The sequence below is a fragment of the Pseudomonas sp. ARP3 genome (genome assembly GCF_001029595.1).
GTDB classification, from domain to species: Bacteria; Pseudomonadota; Gammaproteobacteria; order Pseudomonadales; family Pseudomonadaceae; genus Aquipseudomonas; species Aquipseudomonas rhodesiae.
Genome location: NZ_LEKF01000013.1, coordinates 52,343 through 71,608, shown reverse-complemented (window position 1 = coordinate 71,608; position 19,266 = coordinate 52,343). Strand labels below are relative to the sequence as shown.

Annotated in this window: 21 protein-coding genes; 11 read left to right on the top strand and 10 right to left on the bottom strand. The window is 61.0% G+C overall.

What is annotated here, in order from left to right:
- Positions 1–5: 5 nt before the first annotated feature.
- From ABX75_RS16275 to cfaB, 4 genes are all read left to right on the top strand, one after another.
- A complete protein-coding gene (locus ABX75_RS16275; RefSeq protein ID WP_034101572.1) occupies positions 6–257 on the top strand; it encodes a membrane protein in 252 nt (83 codons plus the stop codon).
- 65 nt (positions 258–322) lie between these two features.
- The gene (locus tag ABX75_RS16270) at positions 323–1,168 is read left to right on the top strand and encodes a DUF692 domain-containing protein (protein WP_034115495.1); all 846 of its coding nucleotides are present in this window, start codon (positions 323–325) and stop codon (positions 1,166–1,168) included.
- Positions 1,159–1,947, top strand: coding sequence for a DNA-binding domain-containing protein (locus ABX75_RS16265; RefSeq protein WP_034115494.1), 789 nt, complete (start codon positions 1,159–1,161; stop codon positions 1,945–1,947). Before ABX75_RS16270 ends, ABX75_RS16265 begins: the two co-directional genes overlap by 10 nt.
- A gap of 85 nt (positions 1,948–2,032) precedes the next feature.
- On the top strand, positions 2,033–3,217 hold the full coding sequence (gene cfaB / locus ABX75_RS16260; RefSeq protein WP_034101569.1) for a C17 cyclopropane fatty acid synthase CfaB: 1,185 nt from the start codon (positions 2,033–2,035) through the stop codon (positions 3,215–3,217).
- A 61-nt stretch (positions 3,218–3,278) separates the two neighbouring features.
- Here cfaB and cls read toward each other — a convergent pair whose 3' ends face one another.
- Positions 3,279–4,718 carry a cardiolipin synthase gene (gene cls, locus ABX75_RS16255; RefSeq protein WP_047882292.1) on the bottom strand — a complete coding sequence of 480 codons (1,440 nt, stop codon included), beginning with the start codon at positions 4,716–4,718 and terminating at the stop codon, positions 3,279–3,281.
- A 131-nt stretch (positions 4,719–4,849) separates the two neighbouring features.
- Between cls and ABX75_RS16250 the strand changes: the two genes are divergently transcribed.
- Positions 4,850–5,371: a DUF3617 domain-containing protein gene (locus ABX75_RS16250; protein ID WP_034139875.1), complete on the top strand. Its 522-nt coding sequence runs from the start codon at positions 4,850–4,852 to the stop codon at positions 5,369–5,371.
- Here the strand turns inward: ABX75_RS16250 and ABX75_RS16245 are convergent.
- Genes ABX75_RS16245 through folE2 form a run of 6 tightly spaced genes read right to left on the bottom strand, consistent with a single transcriptional unit; the run spans position 5,368 to position 10,577 of the window.
- On the bottom strand, positions 5,368–6,705 hold the full coding sequence (locus ABX75_RS16245; protein WP_047882291.1) for a dihydroorotase: 1,338 nt from the start codon (positions 6,703–6,705) through the stop codon (positions 5,368–5,370). The two genes, ABX75_RS16250 and ABX75_RS16245, sit on opposite strands and share 4 nt — an antisense overlap.
- A 3-nt stretch (positions 6,706–6,708) precedes the next feature.
- Complete coding sequence (locus ABX75_RS16240; protein WP_034115493.1) at positions 6,709–7,269, bottom strand: DapH/DapD/GlmU-related protein; 561 nt, start codon at positions 7,267–7,269, stop codon at positions 6,709–6,711.
- The gene (locus ABX75_RS16235; protein ID WP_047882290.1) at positions 7,266–8,144 is read right to left on the bottom strand and encodes a metal ABC transporter substrate-binding protein; all 879 of its coding nucleotides are present in this window, start codon (positions 8,142–8,144) and stop codon (positions 7,266–7,268) included. Before ABX75_RS16235 ends, ABX75_RS16240 begins: the two co-directional genes overlap by 4 nt.
- 11 nt (positions 8,145–8,155) lie before the next feature.
- Positions 8,156–9,022: a metal ABC transporter permease gene (locus tag ABX75_RS16230; RefSeq protein ID WP_034115491.1), complete on the bottom strand. Its 867-nt coding sequence runs from the start codon at positions 9,020–9,022 to the stop codon at positions 8,156–8,158.
- Complete coding sequence (locus ABX75_RS16225) at positions 9,022–9,690, bottom strand: metal ABC transporter ATP-binding protein (RefSeq protein WP_047882289.1); 669 nt, start codon at positions 9,688–9,690, stop codon at positions 9,022–9,024. Before ABX75_RS16225 ends, ABX75_RS16230 begins: the two co-directional genes overlap by 1 nt.
- Positions 9,687–10,577 (bottom strand): GTP cyclohydrolase FolE2, encoded by an 891-nt coding sequence (gene folE2 / locus ABX75_RS16220; protein WP_047882288.1) that lies wholly within the window; start codon positions 10,575–10,577, stop codon positions 9,687–9,689. The genes ABX75_RS16225 and folE2 overlap by 4 nt, the downstream gene beginning before the upstream one ends.
- Positions 10,578–10,705: 128 nt before the next feature.
- Between folE2 and ABX75_RS16215 the strand changes: the two genes are divergently transcribed.
- Entirely contained in the window at positions 10,706–11,926 is a 1,221-nt protein-coding gene (locus tag ABX75_RS16215) for an N-acetylmuramoyl-L-alanine amidase (protein ID WP_047882287.1), read from the top strand.
- On the opposite strand, the gene ABX75_RS16210 is transcribed toward ABX75_RS16215, so the two are convergent.
- Positions 11,913–12,281 (bottom strand): hypothetical protein, encoded by a 369-nt coding sequence (locus ABX75_RS16210; RefSeq protein ID WP_047882286.1) that lies wholly within the window; start codon positions 12,279–12,281, stop codon positions 11,913–11,915. The two genes, ABX75_RS16215 and ABX75_RS16210, sit on opposite strands and share 14 nt — an antisense overlap.
- A 138-nt stretch (positions 12,282–12,419) precedes the next feature.
- Between ABX75_RS16210 and zigA the strand changes: the two genes are divergently transcribed.
- Genes zigA through ABX75_RS16195 form a run of 3 tightly spaced genes read left to right on the top strand, consistent with a single transcriptional unit; the run spans position 12,420 to position 15,276 of the window.
- The gene (gene zigA / locus ABX75_RS16205) at positions 12,420–13,625 is read left to right on the top strand and encodes a zinc metallochaperone GTPase ZigA (protein WP_047882285.1); all 1,206 of its coding nucleotides are present in this window, start codon (positions 12,420–12,422) and stop codon (positions 13,623–13,625) included.
- Positions 13,625–14,269 (top strand): DUF1826 domain-containing protein, encoded by a 645-nt coding sequence (locus ABX75_RS16200; protein ID WP_040266677.1) that lies wholly within the window; start codon positions 13,625–13,627, stop codon positions 14,267–14,269. The genes zigA and ABX75_RS16200 overlap by 1 nt, the downstream gene beginning before the upstream one ends.
- Before the next feature lie 44 nt (positions 14,270–14,313).
- The gene (locus ABX75_RS16195) at positions 14,314–15,276 is read left to right on the top strand and encodes a GTP-binding protein (RefSeq protein ID WP_047882284.1); all 963 of its coding nucleotides are present in this window, start codon (positions 14,314–14,316) and stop codon (positions 15,274–15,276) included.
- On the opposite strand, the gene ABX75_RS16190 is transcribed toward ABX75_RS16195, so the two are convergent.
- On the bottom strand, positions 15,270–15,665 hold the full coding sequence (locus ABX75_RS16190; RefSeq protein ID WP_034101555.1) for a DUF3301 domain-containing protein: 396 nt from the start codon (positions 15,663–15,665) through the stop codon (positions 15,270–15,272). The genes ABX75_RS16195 and ABX75_RS16190 overlap by 7 nt on opposite strands.
- A gap of 117 nt (positions 15,666–15,782) precedes the next feature.
- Here ABX75_RS16190 and pdxY point away from each other — a divergent pair, with 117 nt between their 5' ends.
- A complete protein-coding gene (gene pdxY, locus ABX75_RS16185) occupies positions 15,783–16,655 on the top strand; it encodes a pyridoxal kinase PdxY (RefSeq protein ID WP_034101554.1) in 873 nt (290 codons plus the stop codon).
- Between the two features lie 65 nt (positions 16,656–16,720).
- Here the strand turns inward: pdxY and ABX75_RS16180 are convergent, their stop codons facing one another.
- Positions 16,721–17,206 carry an acyl-CoA thioesterase gene (locus ABX75_RS16180; RefSeq protein ID WP_034101553.1) on the bottom strand — a complete coding sequence of 162 codons (486 nt, stop codon included), beginning with the start codon at positions 17,204–17,206 and terminating at the stop codon, positions 16,721–16,723.
- A gap of 292 nt (positions 17,207–17,498) precedes the next feature.
- Here ABX75_RS16180 and ABX75_RS16175 point away from each other — a divergent pair, with 292 nt between their 5' ends.
- On the top strand, positions 17,499–19,262 hold the full coding sequence (locus tag ABX75_RS16175) for a cation:proton antiporter (RefSeq protein ID WP_047882283.1): 1,764 nt from the start codon (positions 17,499–17,501) through the stop codon (positions 19,260–19,262).
- Positions 19,263–19,266 lie beyond the last annotated feature (4 nt).

The following is a 19,266-nucleotide window of genomic DNA, read 5'->3' as shown; positions in this document are numbered from 1 at the left end:
ACCCCATGAATATCAAACAAGCCGTTTCCGGTGCTGCCCTGGCGATCGCCGCCGCTTCCATGTTTGCCGGTGTCGCCACCCAGGCACAAGCGGCTGATGCTCAGGTGCATTGCTACGGCGTCACGTCTTGCAAAGGCATGAACGACTGCAAGACCGCGGAAAACGCCTGCAAAGGCCAGGCGGTGTGCAAGGGCCACGGTTTCAAGGCCATGACCAAGGCGGAATGCGATAAGGCGGGCGGCAAAGTCGGCGAATAAACGCAAGCCAAGTGCTCCCGCAGCGTGTTTTGCGACCGCTGCGGACACTTTTTCCGGAGTCCATGATGGCCACCTCTCTTCCCTTCCTGGGTTACGGCCTGGGTCTACGCAACGAATATTACGAACAGATTCTTGAGCAATCCCCTGCAGTGGATTGGTTTGAAGTGATCTCCGAGAATTACCTGGTGCAGGGTGGCAAAGCCTTGTACTACCTGGACGCCATCGCTGAGCGCTACCCATTAGTGATGCACGGCGTGTCCCTGTCCATAGGTGGGCCCCATGCCCTCGATTTCGATTATCTGAAGCAGATCAAACAGCTCGCCGAGCGCATCCAGCCGGCGTGGGTGTCCGACCATTTGTGCTGGAGCCGCGGCAACGCGCACCAGTTGCATGACCTGCTGCCGTTGCCCTACACCGAAGAAAGTCTCTATTACGTGGCCGGCCGCGTTCGTCAGGTGCAGGACGTATTGCAGCGGCCTTTGGTGTTGGAAAACGTCTCCAGCTATGTGCGTGCCAAAGCCGATGAGTTCAGCGAGTGGGAATTCCTCAATGCCCTGGCCCATTTGTCGGGGTGCCAATTGCTGCTGGACGTGAACAACGTCTATGTCAGCGCGCGTAACCATGGGTTCGACCCGTGGACCTTTATCCGTAACCTGCCGCCGCAGAGCATCCGCCAATTGCACCTGGCCGGGCACCGCGATTACGGCGATTACGTGGTCGATACCCATGACCACCCGGTGTGTGATCCGGTGTGGGCGCTGTATCAACAAACCCTCGCGCACATCGGGCCGGTGTCGACCTTATTGGAACGCGATGACCATTTCCCGCCGTTTCAGGAACTGCTCGACGAATTGGCTAAGGCGCGCCAATTAGGCGCATCCGCCTTGGCCGGGAGGGCCTTATGCGCCTGACCGACTGGCAGCTGGCGTTCGAGGCGCACCTGCTCAACGACGCGCCAGCGCTCGACCAAGGGTTTGCCGCAACATTGCGCGGCGGGCCGAGCCTGGATGTGGACACGGGCTTGGCGATCTACCACAACGCTTATCGCGCGCGCCTGTTGGACGTGCTGCGGCATGATTTCAGCGCCGTGCGCTACTGGTTGGGGGATGAAGAGTTTGCCGCGCTGGCCGGCGCTTATGTGCGGCGTTATCCGTCCGAGCATTACAGTTTGCGCTGGCTTGGTGAGCGGTTCGCGACGTTTATCCTTGAGCACCTGGCGCAAGAACACGGCGCGCCGCTGGCCGAACTGGCACGTTTGGAATGGTCGTTTACTCTGGCCTTCGATGCGCCCCATGGCGAGCCGTTGACCCTGGCGGACATGGCCGAGCTGCCACCGCAGGCGTGGCCGGGGCTGCAAGTGACGTGGGTTCCGTCGGTGCAGCAACTGGATTGCCATTTCAATTCCCTGGCAATCTGGCGCGCGGCCAAAGATAACGGTGACTTTCCGGGCAGCCATGCTGTGGAACCTGCGCAGGTCTGCCTGGTATGGCGCCATGAACAGGTGTGTCGCTACCGCACGCTGGAGCCGGCGGAAGCCAGCGCCCTGGCGGCCATGGTGACGACCGGTGGGTGTTTTGCAGAACTGTGTGCCCAACTGGCAGTCACTTATGCAGAGGGTGCCCCATTGCAGGCTGTTACATGGCTGAAACAGTGGGTCCAGGACGGTTTGCTGCAGTATCGAGCGGCATAGTCAGGCGCTATTAATCGATAGCCTCCTACGCGTCTTGAGATGGTCTACCCTCACAGCAGACGTCTGAAACAAGGGGGGACTACTCATGCTCGCGCAACTTCCACCGGCCTTACAGAATCTTCAGCTGCCGCTGCGTCTTCGACTCTGGGATGGCCATGAATTCAACTTGGGCCCAGAGCCCAGCGTCACCATCGTGGTCAAGGACCCCACGGTCGTGTCTCAGCTTTCCCATCCCACGCTCGATACCTTGGGCGAAGCCTTTGTGGTGGGCAAATTGGAGCTTGAAGGCTCCATCACCGAAGTGATCCGGGTGTGCGACGAGTTAAGTCACGCCTTGGTCGATGACGACGAAGGCAGTCGTCCGGTGCGCTCGATCCACGACAAGGCCACAGACGCAGCGGCCATTTCCTACCATTACGACCTGTCCAACGCCTTCTATCAGCTGTGGCTCGATCAGGACATGGCGTACTCCTGCGGTTATTTCGAAACCGGCAGCGAATCCATCGACCAGGCCCAGCAGGACAAATTCCGCCACCTATGCCGCAAGCTGCGGTTGCAACCGGGCGAATACCTGCTGGATGTCGGTTGCGGCTGGGGTGGGCTGGCACGGTTTGCGGCGCGGGAGTTTGGGGTCAAGGTGTACGGCATCACCCTGAGCAAAGAGCAATTGCAACTGGCCAGGGAGCGGGTCAAGGCCGAGGGTTTGCAGGGTCAGGTTGACCTGCAACTGCTCGACTACCGCGATCTGCCCCAGGATGGCCGCTTCGACAAAGTGGTCAGCGTGGGAATGTTCGAACACGTTGGCCACGCCAACCTGGCGCAATACTGCAAGACCTTGTTCGGCGCCGTGCGTGAAGGCGGCCTGGTGATGAACCACGGCATCACCGCCAAGCACACCGACGGCCGCCCGGTCGGGCGCGGCGCGGGTGATTTTATCGAGCGCTACGTGTTCCCCAATGGCGAGCTGCCGCATCTGGCGATGATGACCGCCGAGCTCAGCGAAGTGGGGCTGGAAGTGGTCGATGTCGAGAGCCTGCGCCTGCACTACGCGCGCACGCTGGACCACTGGAGCGAGCGCCTGGAAGACAACCTGGAAGCCGCAGCCAAAATGGTGCCGGAACAGGCACTGCGTATCTGGCGGCTGTACCTGGCGGGCTGTGCTTATGCGTTCGCCCGGGGCTGGATCAACCTGCACCAGATCCTGGCGGTCAAACCCCATGCCGATGGCAGTCATGAACTGCCGTGGACGCGGGAAGATATCTACCGCTGAACCGGTGATACAGAGGGGGGAGGGGGCAAGCCCCTCCCACCATTTTCTACCGTGTTGGCAGTTAGAGAATCGGTGAGATCAAGCGCGCGACGCGCATTCCCAAATGCTGCAACTGGCGGGTTTCGCGGCTTTCTTCCTGGCTGACTTCATGGGCTTGGGCGAAATCGTCGAGCAACATCTGCTCCACCTGCTGGGCGAAGGCTTCGTCGACGGTCAGCAGCATCACTTCAAAATTCAGGCGGAACGAACGGTTGTCCATATTCGCACTGCCGATGGCGCTGATTTCGCCATCCACCAGTACCACTTTCTGATGCAGAAAACCGGGGATGTAGCGGAACACGCGCACCCCAGCGCGCACGGCTTCAATCGCGTACAGGCTGGAGGCGGCGTAGACGATGCGATGGTCGGGGCGCGATGGCAGCAGCAGGCGCACATCCACGCCGCGCAACACCGCCAGGCGCAGGGCGGCGAACACGGCCTCGTCGGGGATGAAATACGGACTGGTAATCCACACCCGTTCGGTGGCGGCGTGAATCGCCTCGACGAAAAACAGTGAGCAGGTTTCGTACGGGTCGGCCGGACCGCTGGACAGCAATTGGCAGAGCACGCCGTCCTCGGGATAGGCATCCGGCAGGATCAGCGGCGGCAGTTCCCGCGCGGCCCAGAACCAGTCCTCGGCAAACGACTCCTGCAGGCACGCCACCACCGGGCCGGTGACTTGCACATGGGTGTCACGCCACGGTGCCAGCGGCGGCTTTTTGCCCAAGTATTCGTCCCCCACGTTGTGCCCGCCGACAAACCCCGTGATGCCGTCCACTACCACGATCTTGCGATGGTTGCGGAAGTTGACCTGGAAGCGGTTGAGCCAGCCGCTGCGGGTGGCGAAGGCTTTGATCTGCACACCCGCGTCACGCAGTGATTGCACGTAGTGATGGGGCAGGGCGTGGCTGCCGATGCGGTCGTACAGCACATGAATGGCCACGCCTTGCGCGGACTTTTCCTTCAACAGGGCGTGCAATTGCCGGCCAAGTTCGTCGTCATGAATGATGAAAAACTGGAACAGCACAGCGGACTTGGCGTTGCGGATGGCGTCGAAAATCGCGGTGAAAGTGGCATCCCCATTGACCAGCAGTTGCACTTGGTTATTGGCCAGGCACGGCATGCGGCCCAGTTTGGGCATGGCGCGCAATGAGCCGTAGGCGCTGGAGTGACGCGCGGCCAGTGCTTCCTCGACCCACGGGCGCCAGTTGAGCGCGGCGATGGCGCTGTGCATTTCCTGGTTGGCCTGGCGGCGCGCCTGGATATACGCATCGAAGGTGCTGCGGCCGAAAATCAGGTAAGGGATCAGGGTCAGGTACGGCATGAACATCAGCGACAAGGCCCAGGCGATGGAGCCTTGGGCGGTCCGGACGGTCAGCACCGCGTGGATTGCAGCTAGGGTGCCGAAGAAGTGCAGGGTGGCGATAAAGTACGCCAGCAGGTGCGGGCCAAAAAAATCCATGGACGACATTACTCCAGGCAATCCAGTGCCTAACAGACCATGTTCGGCCACGAATGTCGCTATTTTATTTGCCGTGCAACACTGGCTGTTTTGCGGCGTCTAACGCTCCACCTTTACCCAGGAGTTACCCGATGAATGCTCGTCTGCTGTGTATGACCATGGTTGTTGGTTTGTCGTTGCCCGTGGCGGCGCAGGCCCAGATGTTGGCGCCGGGCTTGTGGGAAGTGACCACCAGCAATATGAAAGTCGATAACCAGGAACTGCCGGATCTGTCGCTGATCCTCGGCCAGCTCAAGCAACAGATGACCCCCGAACAGCGCGCCATGCTGGAAAAACAGGGCATCACCATGGCCGGTAAAGGCGTGCAGGTGTGTCTGACGCCGGCGCAGGTGGCGTCCGATTCGATCCCCCTGACCGACCCACAATCGGGCTGCCGCCAGGAAGTGACCGACAAGACCGGCAACCAGTGGAAATTCCGCTTCAGTTGCCCCAAAGCCCAGGGTACGGGCGTGGCCACCTTCCAGAGCCAGAAAGAATTCACCACCACCGTCAATGGCACTTTCAATGCCACCGGCATGCAACAAAAGGGCAGCCTGGACAGCCATGCCCAATGGCTGGGCAACGACTGCGGCACCGTCAAGCCGCGCGCCTAACGCTGGAAGTACAGCGGCAAGCCTTGGCAACTGTCGACCACCTGGCCGTTGTGCCACGCCAGGTGGCCGGAGACTAACGTGGTACTGACGCTGTGGCGAAAGCGGCGCTCGGCGAAGGGCGTCCAGCCGCAGCGGGCCAGGATCGGTTCCTCACTGACCGGCTTGCCTTGGGGCTCAGGTTTGATCAGCACCAAGTCGGCCCAATAGCCTTCGCGTACATAGCCTCGATCCGGGATGGCGAAAAGATCGGCCACTCGGTGGCTGGTTTTGGCCACCAGCGTGGTCAACGGCAATAGCCCATCGGCCACCAATTCCATCAACGCCGGCAGCGCATGCTGCACCAGAGGCAAGCCCGCCGGCGCCTCGCGATAACCCAACTGTTTCTGTGCCCAGGTATGCGGCGCATGGTCACTGCCAATCACGTCCAGACGATCACTGAGTAAGGCCTGGCGCAGTGCGTCGCGGTCGGCGCGAGTCTTGATCGCTGGGTTGCATTTGATCTGATGGCCGAGGCGGTGATAGTCGCGGTCATCAAATAGCAGATGGTGCAGGCATACTTCGGCGGTGATGCGTTTTTCGGTCAGGGGTTTGTCTTCGAACAACGCCAGCTCGCGGGCGCTGGTCAGGTGCAGCACATGTAGCCGCGTGCCGTACCGCCTGGCCAGCTCCACCGCATAAGACGACGAGCGATAGCACGCCTCGGCATCGCGGATCAGCGGGTGCGCCACCGCTGGGATCCCATCGCCGAAGCGTGCGCGCAGGCGCTGCTCATTGGCCTGGATGCTGGGGCTGTGTTCGCAATGGGCGAGCAGAAGAGTCGGCACTTCGGCGAACAGCCGCTCCAGAATCCGCGGGTCGTCCACCAGCATATTGCCCGTTGAGGCACCCATAAACACTTTGACCCCGGCGACCTCGCGCGGGTCGAGAGCGGCGACCTTATCGAGGTTGTCGTGGCTGACGCCAAAGTGAAAGCCATAGTTGGCCACCGAATGCAGCCCCGCGCGGCGCTTTTTGTCGGCCAGGGCCGCCAGGTTCAAGGTGGCGGGGGAGGTGTTGGGCATGTCCATAAAGCTGGTGATACCCCCGGCCACCGCCGCCCGCGATTCACTGTAGAAACTACCTTTGTCCGGCGCACCGGGGTCACGGAAATGCACCTGGTCATCGATCATGCCGGGCAGCAGCCACTGGCCCTGCGCGTCGATCGCCACGGCGGCGTTACAGCCGGTGATGCTGTTGGCGATCTTTTCGATGCGGCCGTTGGCGACCAGCACATCGGCGTCTCGGACCTGGCCTTCGTTGACCAAGCGTGCGTTGCGAATCAGCAGCCGGCTCATGGTTCAGAACTCGTTTTGCAGGGCTTTGTAGCCGCGCACCAGATCGACATTGGTGCGCGCCACGTCTTCGGAAAATTCCGAGGCACTGATGCTGACCGGCGGGAACTGCGACAGGTCGGTGTGCGGGCCGATGCGGGTGGTGGAGGGTACGTAGAAGGCGTCCGGTAAATCGCGGCCGTCGACCACCGAGTTATGCCGCACCACGCAGCCGTCACCCACTGCGCAGTTGAACAACACGCTGTTGAAGCCGATGAACACGCGGTCGCCCACGGTGCAAGGCCCGTGGACGATGGAGCGGTGGGCGATGGAGGTGAACTCGCCGATGGTCACCGCCGCGCCGGACTTGGAGTGGATCACCACCCCGTCCTGGATATTGGAGTTGGCGCCGATGGTGATCGGGTCCATGGCGCCGCTGGCGTCGACCTCATCGGCGCGGATCACGGCGTAAGGGCCGACGAATACGTTCTCGCCGATGATCACCTTGCCGCAGATGATCGCGGTTTTATCCACGTAGGCCGATTCGGCAATCACCGGCAGATCGCCTGAAGGGTTCTTACGGATCATGGCTTGCCCAATGTGTTGCACAGGGTGTTGAGGTTGTATTCGAACAGCCCGATAAAGGTGCTGGCCGGGCCTTCGGCGGCGAGGGCGTCGGAGTACAGCGTCCCGCCGATCTGTGCGCCGCTTTCGTCGGCGATCTGCTTGAGCAGGCGCGCGTCCTTGATGTTCTCCATAAACACCGCTTTGACCTTGTCCTTGCGAATCTGCGTAATCAGCGCGGCGACTTCGGCTGCGGAAGGCTCCCGCTCGGTGGACAAACCTTGGGGGGCGAGGAACTGAATGCCATAGGCCTGGCCCAGGTAACCGAAGGCATCATGGGAGGTGACGATGCGGCGATTACCCGGCGGTAGCGCGCCGAACTTGGCTTTGGCTTCGGCCAGAAGGCGGTAGATTTGTTTCAGATAGGCTTGGCTGTTGCGCTGGTAATCGGCTTGGTTGGCCGGGTCGGCGGCTATCAGCGCCTTGGTGATGTTGTTCACATAGATTTCGGCGTTGGCCAGGTTGTGCCAGGCGTGCGGGTCGGGGATGGTTTCGCCGTCTTCTTCCATGGTGCGAGAGATCACGCCTTTGCTGGCGGTGACCACGGTGGCCCGGGTTTCGGTACTCGCCACCAGGCGGTCCAGCCACGGCTCGAAGCCCAGGCCGTTCTTGATAATCAGCTTGGCTTTAAGCAGCGCCTTGGCATCGTCCGGGGTGGGCTCGTAGGTATGGGCGTCGGCGTCGGGGCCGACCATATTGCTGATCTGGATGTGATCGCCACCAATCTGTTGGGTGATGTCATCGAGAATACTGAAACTGGTGACCACTTGGAGTTTGTCGGCGGCCTGGGCCATCGACAGCGGTAGCAGCAAACTGAACAGCACGAGTAGAGCGCGCATCGGCAAACACCTCATTGGGATGACAGTAGGGGCGGGCGGCGCAGCAAGCCGTGCACCGGACCGAAGACCACAGACAACAAGTACCCGGCGCCCGCCACCAGCACGATTGCTGGGCCGCTGGGCAACGAGTAGTAGAACGACAGCAACAAGCCAAGCCATACCGACAGGCATCCCAGCACCGCCGATACCGCGATCAACACCGGCAGGCGCCGGCTCCAGAACCGTGAAGCGATGGCCGGCAGCATCATCAACCCCACCACCATCAGCGCGCCGATGGCCTGGAAACCGATCACCAGGTTCAGCACCACCAGGGTCAAAAACAGCCCGTGAGCCAGAGGGCCGAGGCGGCTGACGGTTTGCAGGAACAGTGGGTCGAGTGTGTCCAGCAGCAGCGGTTTGTAGATCAGCGCCATGGCGATCAGGCTGAACCCTGACACCCACAGCATGCCGGTAAGGGTGGTTTCATCCACCGCCAGGGCAGAACCGAATAACAGGTGCAACAGGTCCAGGCGTTTGCCGGCGATGCCGAGGATCAACACGCCGGCGGCGAGGGAAATGGGGTAGATGGCGGCGAGGCTGGCGTCCTCGCGCAGGCCGGTGCGGCGGGTGATCCACGCCGACAATCCGGCCATGCCCAGGCCGGCACCGAGTCCGCCGAGGGTCAGCGCCGGCAGGCTCAAACCGGCGAACCAAAACCCCAGAGCAGCGCCGGGCAGGATGCCGTGGGCCACGGCGTCACCGATCAGGCTCATGCGCCGCAGAATCAGGAACACGCCCAGCGGCGCGGTGCTGCACGCCAGCACCAGCCCGCCAATCAGTGCGCGGCGCATAAACACGAAGTCAAAGAATGGCATCCACAGGTGGGCGGCGAAGTGCATCAGGCCACCTGCATTTGGGGCTGGGGTCGGATCAGCTCTTTGCTCGGGCCCAACAAGCAGCCGGTGCTTTTGATCTGCAACACGTTTTGAGTGTGATGGCGCACGGATGCCAGGTCATGGCAGACCACCACCAAGGTGCGGCCTGACGCGTGCCAGGCATGGATGTGTTTCCAGCACAGCGCCTGGCCCTCTTCATCAAGGGCGGCGTGGGGTTCGTCGAGCAGCAGCACCGGCGACTCCGACAGGCTCATGCGTGCCAGCAGCGCACGCTGCAACTGGCCGCCGGACAAGGCCATTAACGGGCGCTGTTCCAGGCCGCTGAGGCACCAGTCTTCAAGTACGGCTTGCAGGCGCTGGCTGCGCTGTTGCGGGCTGAGTTGCAAACCCCAGAAACCGGCGGCGACCAGTTCTTGCAGGCTGATGGGAAACTGCCGGTCCAAGTGCTGTTGCTGCGGCAGCAACGCCAGGCCGCCACGTCGCGGCACGTTCACGCTGACCTTACCGGTCAACGGCTTTTGCAGGCCCGCAATGACTTTGAGCAGGCTGCTCTTGCCGGTGCCATTGGCGCCGATCACGCCGGTGAGGCTGCCTTTTTCAAGGGTGAAATCCACAGGTGGCGTCAGCGGTTGGCCGGGCGCGCCCCAGCGCAAAGCGGTGCAGGTGATCATGCAGAGTGTCTCGTCCAGCGGCTTTCAGCCACGGCATCGTGCGCGTGCAGGCTTTCGGCGTGGATCACTTTGAGGTGAAAGGCGTTGATCGCGTCCGAGCGTTTCAAGGCGAGGTTTACGCGGCGGGCGGCGTCTTCGCAGAACATCAGGTTCTGCCCGTTGGCGAGGGCGAAGGCTTGCTCGTCGGCGCGTTTCACCGCGGTTTGCACGGCGGTTCCGAGTGCGGCTTCGACGTCGTTGATCAGTTCGACCAAGGGCAGCTGCTCACCTTGTAGGTGCACATGTAGTTGCGCGCTGCTGCGCTGGCTGTGGGGTGTGGCGACAATCCCCTTGGCGCTGCCGAGCCAGGTCAGTACGTCTGCATGCTGCAAAGCTGTGTTGGCGAAATCCTCGATAAATTGCTGCTGAATCAACTGCCTGGCGAGCGCGGCCGAGCATGGGCAGGTCGAGGAGTACGCGACGTCAATTTTTAGTTCCACGTGGAACATCTGGTTTTCCAACTGCGCTTCGATGCTGACCGGATAGCTTTTCCAGCCGGTCAGAGGGCTGACCAACGCTGGGCGCTTGAGCAGCAAATCAGTGTGGATGCGCAGGTAAGCGTTCTTAGATAAACCTTCATGACTGTCGAGAAAACGCTGCAGTACAGTGCGCAGAAGTGCAGGGGTGAGGGGCTGCTGGTCGAGCATCTCCAGTGCCAGGTACAGGCGTGACATGTGGATGCCGCGTGCGGTGCCGTCGTCGAGGCTGACACCCGCGTCGGCGGTGGCGGCCAGGCGCTGGCCGTCTATCAGAATTGGCAGGGCAATGCCGCACATGCCGACCCAGTCGAGTGGCAAGGCTTGGCGTGAAGCCTGCGCGGCAATGTCCGGCAAGGTCAGCGCGTTCATAAGCAGGTCCATCGTTGGAAATAATTCGACATGTTATAGTATAACAATCAAGTCGACGATGAATTTTCTACGCCAGCCTTTGTTCAGCCATGTCGAGCAGGGACGCTCCTTTATTCGCGGTATTTGTCATGCACAGACGTCAGCTTCTTAACCTGCTCTTGGCCAGCCCCCTTTTCGTCCTGCCGTTCACGGTTCACGCCACGCAAATCCGCAACGCGCGCTTATGGCGTTCGGACGACAAGCTACGGCTGGTGTTCGACCTTAGTGGCCCGGTGCAGTACAAGACCTTCTCGCTGACCGCGCCGGAGCGTTTGATCATCGACCTGAGCGGCGCCGGGCTCAGTGGGGATTTTTCGCAGCTGGTGCTGAAAAACAGCGGCATCACTTCGATTCGCTCGGGACATTTCGGCCAGAACGACACGCGCATCGTGCTGGACCTGGCGGCGCCGATGCAGCTCAACAGCTTTGTGCTGCCGCCCCAGGATGGCCAAGGGCACCGTCTGGTGCTGGACCTGACCCGCGCGACCCAGGCGCCCCGTCAAATCGCAGCTGAATCGGCGCCGTTAGTGGCTTCGGTGGACAAAGCCCATCCCAAGCGCGACATCATCGTAGTGGTCGACCCCGGTCACGGCGGCAAAGATCCCGGCGCCATTGGCTCCAAGGGCCAGCGCGAAAAAGATGTGGTGTTGTCCATCGCCCAACTGCTGGCCAAGCGCTTGAAGCGCGAAAAGGGCTTTGATGTGAAGCTGGTACGCAACGACGACTTCTTCGTGCCGCTGCGCAAGCGCGTGGACATCGCCCGTCGACACAAAGCCGATATGTTCATCTCCGTACACGCCGACGCCGCGCCACGCCTGACCGCGTCGGGGGCTTCGGTGTATGCGTTGTCCGAAGGCGGCGCCACCTCCGCCACGGCGCGCTTTATGGCTCAGCGCGAAAACGGCGCGGACCTGCTGGGCGCCACCACGCTGCTCAATCTCAAGGACAAGGACCCGATGCTGGCAGGGGTGATTCTTGATATGTCGATGAACGCCACCATCGCTTCCAGCCTGCAATTGGGCAGTTCGGTGCTGGGCAGCTTGCAGAGCATCACGTCGTTGCATCAGAAGCGTGTGGAACAGGCGGGGTTTGCGGTGCTCAAGTCACCGGATGTGCCGTCGATTTTGGTGGAGACCGGGTTTATCTCCAATGCCCGGGACGCGCAGCGGCTGGTGACTGCACGTCACCAGCAGGCTGTGGCTGACGGATTATTCGAGGGCCTGAGAAATTACTTCCAGAAGAATCCGCCGATCAACAGCTATATGGCCTGGGTGCAAGACCAGAAAACGCCCGTGCTTAGCAGCCGGTGAGACGGCTGCAGGTGAAGGTGGCGCCGGCGCCCCCGGAACTGGAGAAGCGGTTGATCGTGGTCCAACCGACTCTGCGTGTGTAACCGACCCACGCTTCACCGTCCGACGCCAGCCCGGTGAAGAACGTCAATTGTCCGTAGCGACTGTTGGTCTGCGCCCAGTAGCGTTTACCTATCACCTCAAAACCACGCAAATACGTGGTGCTGCCAACCGTCGCTACGCTGTAGGCGTTGCCCAACGGGTCTACGCAGGCCAGCAGGTTGGCGCTGCGCGTGCAATTGGCCAACAGGCTTGGCGTTTGGGCATTGGCCTGGGTCGCGAAAATCAGCAGCAGGCCATACGGCAGATAGTTCATGGGCGTTCTCGACATCAGCAGGCGCCAGCATTGCCGTCTTCATCACGTTGAGCAAGCGGGGGTTGGCTTATTTGTGTTGTTATACTATAACATTAATAACAGCCCGATTCGAACGGGCGGCCTGATGAGTATGACCTGATGCCCAATCGACTCCCCGTTACCGTGCTGTCCGGCTTCCTCGGCGCCGGTAAAAGTACGCTGCTTAACTACATCCTGCGCAACCGCGACAACCTGCGGGTGGCGGTGATCGTCAACGACATGAGTGAAATCAACATCGACGGCAGCCAAGTGCAGCGCGATGTCACCCTCAACCGCGCCGAAGAAAAACTGGTGGAGATGAGCAACGGCTGCATCTGCTGCACCTTGCGTGAAGACCTGCTGGAAGAAGTCGCCAAGCTCGCCAGGGACGGGCGCTTCGATTACCTGCTGATCGAATCCACGGGTATTTCCGAGCCTCTGCCGGTGGCCGAAACCTTTACCTTCCGCGATGAAAACCAGCAAAGCCTGGCGGATATCGCACGTTTGGACACCATGGTCACCGTGGTCGACGGCATCAACTTCCTGCTCGACTACCAGGCTGCCGAAAGCCTGGCCTCGCGCGGTGAGACGTTGGGTGAAGAGGACGAGCGCTCGATCACCGACCTGCTGATCGAGCAGATCGAGTTCGCCGACGTGATTCTGATCAGCAAGATCGACCTGATCAGCCAGCACGAGCGCGAGGAGTTGATGGCGATCCTTGAGCGCCTCAACGCTCACGCCAAGATCATCCCGATGGTGATTGGCGAGGTGCCTCTGGACCAGATCCTCAACACCGGCCGCTTCGACTTCGAGCGCGCCGCCCAGGCGCCCGGCTGGCTGCAGGAATTGCGCGGCGAGCATGTGCCGGAAACCGAAGAGTACGGTATCGCGTCCACCGCTTATCGTGCGCGGCGCCCGTTCCATCCGCAGCGTTTCTACGACTTTATTGACCGCCCCTGGGTCAACGGCAAATTGCTGCGTTCCAAAGGCTTTTTCTGGCTGGCCAGCAAGCATCAGGATGCGGGCAGTTGGTCCCAGGCCGGTGGCTTGATGCGCCATGGATTCGCCGGGCGCTGGTGGCGTTTCGTGCCGAAAAACCAGTGGCCGCAGGATGAAGAAAGCGTCGCGGCAATCATGGGCAATTGGCAACTGAGCAACGGCGATTGCCGTCAGGAACTGGTGTTTATCGGGCAACACATCGACTTTGCCCAGCTACGCGCCGAGTTGGATGCATGCTTGCTCACTGATGAAGAAATGGCCCTGGGTGTCGATGGATGGCGCTTGCTGGCCGATCCTTTTGGCCCTTGGTACGACGAGGTGGCCTGATGCTCGCTGCACTGCCGCCCTTGCGTCCGCTGATTCGCCAGACCCGCGGCGAAACCCCGTTGGCGCTGTCTGAAATCCTCGAAGAGGGCGTAAATCTGGCGCTGTGGCAGCGGCAATTACCCCTGCATATTGCCGAATTCGGCGCCTTGCTGGTTTCGCTCAACGAGCCCGTAGCCGATTCGTTGGTGGTGGAACTGGGCAGCGATGAGGCGGTGCCGAATTTGCAAGGATTGGCGGGCAATTGCCGCGATCTTGAAGGCTATGAGGGATTTATTGCCGATGTGTCCTGGTTGACCAGCGCCTTTGCCTGCCTGCTCGGCGCCCGACGCATTGGCGTGCGCCTGCGCTTGCTGGATAAAGCCATGTGCCCACGGTTTCACGTCGACCACGTACCGGTGCGGCTGATCACCACCTATGCCGGGATCGGCAGCCAGTGGTTGCGGGAGGGGGTCATGGACCGGCGTCACTTGGGACAACCCGAAGCCGAACCCACCGCACGTGTTGAGCAGATCCATTGTGGCGAAGTGGCCTTGCTCAAAGGCAGCAAGTGGCACGGTAACGAAGGCCACGGTTTGATCCATCGTTCGCCGGCGCTCAAAGAAGGCGAGCGCCGATTGATCCTGACGCTGGATTGGCTGGCATAACCGCGTAGGATCAAGCGCTCTACACGGCCTGAATGATGCCCTCCATGCTGCAGAACATTCCCACTCATGTGATAGCCGGGCCACTAGGTGCCGGCAAGACTAGCCTGATCAGGCAACTGCTGGCCCAACGCCCGGAAGATGAGCGCTGGGCAGTATTGATCAATGAGTTCGGCCAGATCGGCCTGGACGCCGCGCTGCTGACCCAGGATGACGACGGTATTGCCTTGGGCGAGGTCGCCGGTGGCTGCCTGTGTTGTGTGAACGGTGCACCGTTCCAGGTAGGTCTTAGCCGTTTGTTGCGTAAGGCCAAGCCGCATCGTTTGTTTATCGAGCCATCGGGGTTGGGCCATCCGGCGCAGTTGCTCAAGCAGTTGCGCCAAGTGCCGTGGCAGGGCGTGTTGACGGTCCAGCCTTGTGTGCTGGTCCTGGATGCCCAGGCCCTGGCCAGAGGCAACCCCTTGCCGCCGGCACAGCAGGAAACACTGACCAATGCTGGGCTGCTGGTCTTGAACAAGGAGGAGGGGCTGGACGCGGTGCAGCGTCAGGCGATTGAGGCCCGGTTACCCGATTGCCCGCGTTACTGGACCCATCAGGCGCATCTGCCATTGGCCCTGCTGCCGGGGTTGGATCAGCACGCGGGCGAGGCTGTGGATAACGGTCATGAGTCCCCAGGCTTGGCGCATATACCGGCGATCTGGAGCGATCCGACCGTGCCGATCTGCTTGAGCCATGCCCAGGACGGCGGCTGGAGTGTGGGTTGGCGTTGGCATCCTAGCCAGCAATTCGACACTCAACGCGTGGCGGCGTGGCTGGCAGACCTTGCGTGGCGGCGCGCCAAGCTGGTTATCCACAGCCGCGACGGTTGGGTCAGCGCCAATGCTCTGGATAACTGCTCGCTCGCGTGGCTGCCCAGCGAATGGCGCCGTGATTCTCGTGTTGAATTGATCTTCAGCACGCCACAGGATGTGGCGGCATTGCAGGCCGGGTTGGCGGCCTGCCGTTATTGACGGTGCTTGGTGCTGTGGTCCTGGCGCCATTGGCTCAGCTCGATGATCTCGGCGCTAGGCAAAGGTGTCTTGATCTCGAACGGGTAGGGCGCCAGTTCAATCTGCGCGCTATGGGCGCCGAACTGAGTGATGGTGCCGGGGTGGCGGGTTTCGCCGGTCACGGTGAACTCGAAATTGTAGACCCGCGCCAAACGCCGCCGTCCATTGGCATCCTTTACAAAGCCGATGCGCTTGAGCGCTACCGCGCCGTCCAGCAGCTCGATGTCGAGCTTGGCGCAATGCTGCTTGACCCGCTCCAACGCGCGCTCGCGCAAGCCGTGGTTGTGCCACACCCAGGCGGCACCGGTCGCCAGCAGCATCAACACAAACATGTTTCCCAGGGTCAGCATGCGATGAACTCCAACAAAGTGAGAGCAGCTTAACTGTGTCGCCGGTCTGTCGTACAGGCTGCGTTTAGTCGCATACTGCGCGGCCAGAATCCAAACGGCTTTACGGAAATCCCCTGCATGAAACGCACCCCTCATCTGCTTGCGATCCAGTCTCATGTGGTCTTTGGCCACGCCGGAAACAGCGCCGCCGTGTTCCCCATGCAGCGGGTCGGGGTAAACGTCTGGCCGCTCAACACGGTGCAGTTCTCCAACCACACCCAGTATGGACAGTGGGCGGGAGAAGTGTTGGCGCCGCAGCAAATTCCTGCGTTGGTGGAAGGCATTGCCGCCATCGGCGAGCTGGGTAACTGCGACGCCATCCTGTCCGGTTACCTGGGCAGTGCGGACCAGGGCCGGGCGATCCTCAGCGGCGTGGCGCGCATCAAGGCAGTCAATCCCAAGGCGCTTTACTTATGCGACCCGGTAATGGGGCATCCGGAAAAAGGCTGCATCGTGCCCCAGGAAGTCAGCGATTTCCTGCTTGATGAAGCCGCGGCCATGGCCGACTTCCTGTGCCCCAACCAACTGGAACTGGACAGTTTTGCCGGGCGCAAACCGCGCTCGCTGTTCGATTGCCTGGCCATGGCCAAGGCGTTGCTAGCCCGTGGGCCCAAGGCGGTTCTGGTCAAGCATTTGGATTACCCGGGCAAGTTGCCGGACGGCTTCGAGATGCTGCTGGTAACCGCCGACGCCAGTTGGCACCTGCGCCGGCCGTTGCTGGCCTTCCCGCGCCAGCCGGTGGGGGTGGGAGACCTGACATCCGGGTTGTTCCTGGCGCGTGTGTTGTTGGGGGACAGCTTACTGGCGGCCTTTGAGTTCACCGCTGCGGCCGTCCACGAAGTACTGCTGGAGACCCAGGCTTGCGCCAGTTATGAATTGGAGCTGGTGCGCGCCCAGGACCGTATCGCCCATCCTCGCGTTCGCTTCGAAGCGACACCCATCACTCTGTAAGCACACCTGACCCAATGTGGGAGCAAGCCCGCTCCCACATTGTTGTTGGGTTTACGGCCTCAACCTTACGGCGCGTCGGCCTTGATTTCCTGATAGCGCTTTTCCAGCTCCTGGCGAATCTGCCGACGTTGTTGAGCCTGCACAAAGCGCCGCTTGCTTTCACTGTTATGCGGTTGCAACGGCGGGACGGCAGCCGGTTTGCGCTGGTCGTCCACCGCCACCATGGTAAAGAAGCAGCTGTTGGTATGCCGCACCGAGCGCTCGCGAATGTTCTCGGTCACCACCTTGATGCCCACTTCCATGGAGGTATTGCCGGTGTAATTGACCGAAGCGAGAAAGGTCACCAGCTCGCCGACATGGATCGGCTCGCGGAAAATCACCTGATCCACCGATAACGTCACCACATAGCGCCCGGCGTAACGGCTGGCGCAGGCGTAGGCCACTTCGTCGAGGTACTTGAGCAAGGTGCCGCCATGGACATTGCCTGAGAAGTTGGCCATATCAGGGGTCATCAAGACCGTCATCGACAGCTGGGCGTTTCCGGGTTCCATAGCTCACTCACGGGTTATAGGCATTGGTGGGGAAAGCACCTCTGCGGGTGCTGGACTCTTTACTGCGCTAGCCCTAACGGGACGCCGGCGGGCGGCTTGCCGTCACGCGTAGGCCGATCTGTTTCCATATATTGCACCGGCTTTTCGCCGGAAGTCGCGGTGTTAACCTTCAAAAGCCCGTCTCAGGGCATTTCTTACGATTTAGGTGGACTTTTCCTTCAGCTTTTTAAGGCCAGTTAACGCTGCGAGCTGAAGTGGGAAAAGCGCCGGTACCCTCAAGGAGCCCCTCGCCATGCACGCCATCAGCTTTATCCAGGACTTGGCTGTGATCATGTTGGTGGCAGGGGTGGTTACCATCCTGTTTCATCGGCTTAAGCAGCCCGTGGTGCTGGGGTATATCGTCGCCGGCTTTATCATCGGCCCCCACACGCCGCCCTTCGGGCTGATCCACGACGAAGACACCATCAAGACACTGGCCGAGCTGGGGGTGATCTTCCTGATGTTCTGCCTGGGCCTGGAGTTCAGCCTACGCAAGTTGTTCAAGGTGGGTGCCACTGCGTTTATCGCGGCGTTCCTGGAAATCATCCTGATGATCTGGATCGGCTACGAAATCGGCCGCTGGTTCGACTGGAGCACCATGGACTCGCTGTTCCTCGGCGCGATCCTGGCCATCTCTTCCACCACCATCATCGTCAAAGCCCTCAATGACCTGAAGATGAAAGACCAGCGCTTCGCCCAACTGATTTTCGGCGTGCTGATCGTGGAAGACATCCTCGGGATCGGCATCATCGCGCTGTTGTCGAGCATCGCCGTCAGCGGCACGGTCAGCTCCGGCGAGGTGTTTTCCACGGTCGGCAAGCTCTCGCTGTTCATGGTCGTCGCGCTGGTGATCGGTATTCTGCTGGTGCCGCGCCTGCTGGCCTATGTGGCCAATTTCGAAAGCAACGAGATGTTGCTGATTACCGTGTTGGGCCTGTGCTTCGGTTTCTGCCTGCTGGTGGTCAAACTGGAATACAGCATGGTGCTGGGCGCGTTCCTGATTGGCGCGATCATGGCCGAGTCGCGGCAGTTGCTTAAGATTGAGCGCCTGATCGAGCCGGTTCGCGACATGTTCAGTGCGATTTTCTTTGTCGCCATCGGTCTGATGATCGACCCTCGGATCCTGCTTCAGTACGCCTGGCCTATCGCTGTGATCACCGTCGCGGTGGTGCTGGGCAAGATGCTCTCCTGTGGCCTGGGGGCGTTTATCGCGGGTAACGATGGGCGTACGTCATTGCGGGTCGGCATGGGCCTGTCACAGATAGGCGAGTTTTCCTTCATCATCGCGGCGTTAGGGATGACGTTGCAGGTGACCAGCGACTTTCTGTATCCGGTGGCGGTGGCGGTCTCGGCCATTACCACTTTGCTCACCCCCTATCTGATTCGTGGGGCCGACCCATTGTCATTGAAGATGGCGGCGGTGATGCCTCGGCGCATGAGCCGGGTGTTCGGCATGTACGGTGAGTGGCTGCGCAGCATTCAACCTCAGGGAGAGGGCGCGATGCTGGCGGCGATGATCCGCAAAATCGTCCTGCAAGTAGGGGTGAATCTGGCGCTGGTGGTGGCGATCTTCTTTGCCGGCAGCTATTTCGCCGCACATATCGGCGGGTATCTGGAGGGTTGGATCAGCGATCCCAGCTGGCAAAAGGCATTGATCTGGGGCGGGGCGCTGCTGTTGTCGCTGCCGTTTTTGATCGCGGCGTACCGCAAGCTCAAAGCCCTGTCGATGTTGCTGGCGGAGATGAGCGTCAAGCCGGAAATGGCCGGACGGCATACCCAGCGTGTGCGGCGGGTGATTGCCGAGCTGATTCCGATTCTGTCGCTGTTGGTGATCTTTCTGCTTTTGGCCGCGTTGTCGGCCAGTATCCTGCCGACCAACAAGTTGCTGGTGCTGATCGCGGTGGTTGCGGCGGCGGTGGCGGCGGTGCTCTGGCGCTGGTTCATCCGCGTGCATACGCGGATGCAGGTCGCGTTGTTGGAAACGCTGGACAACCATAACGATACGCCGGAGCACTAAAGCG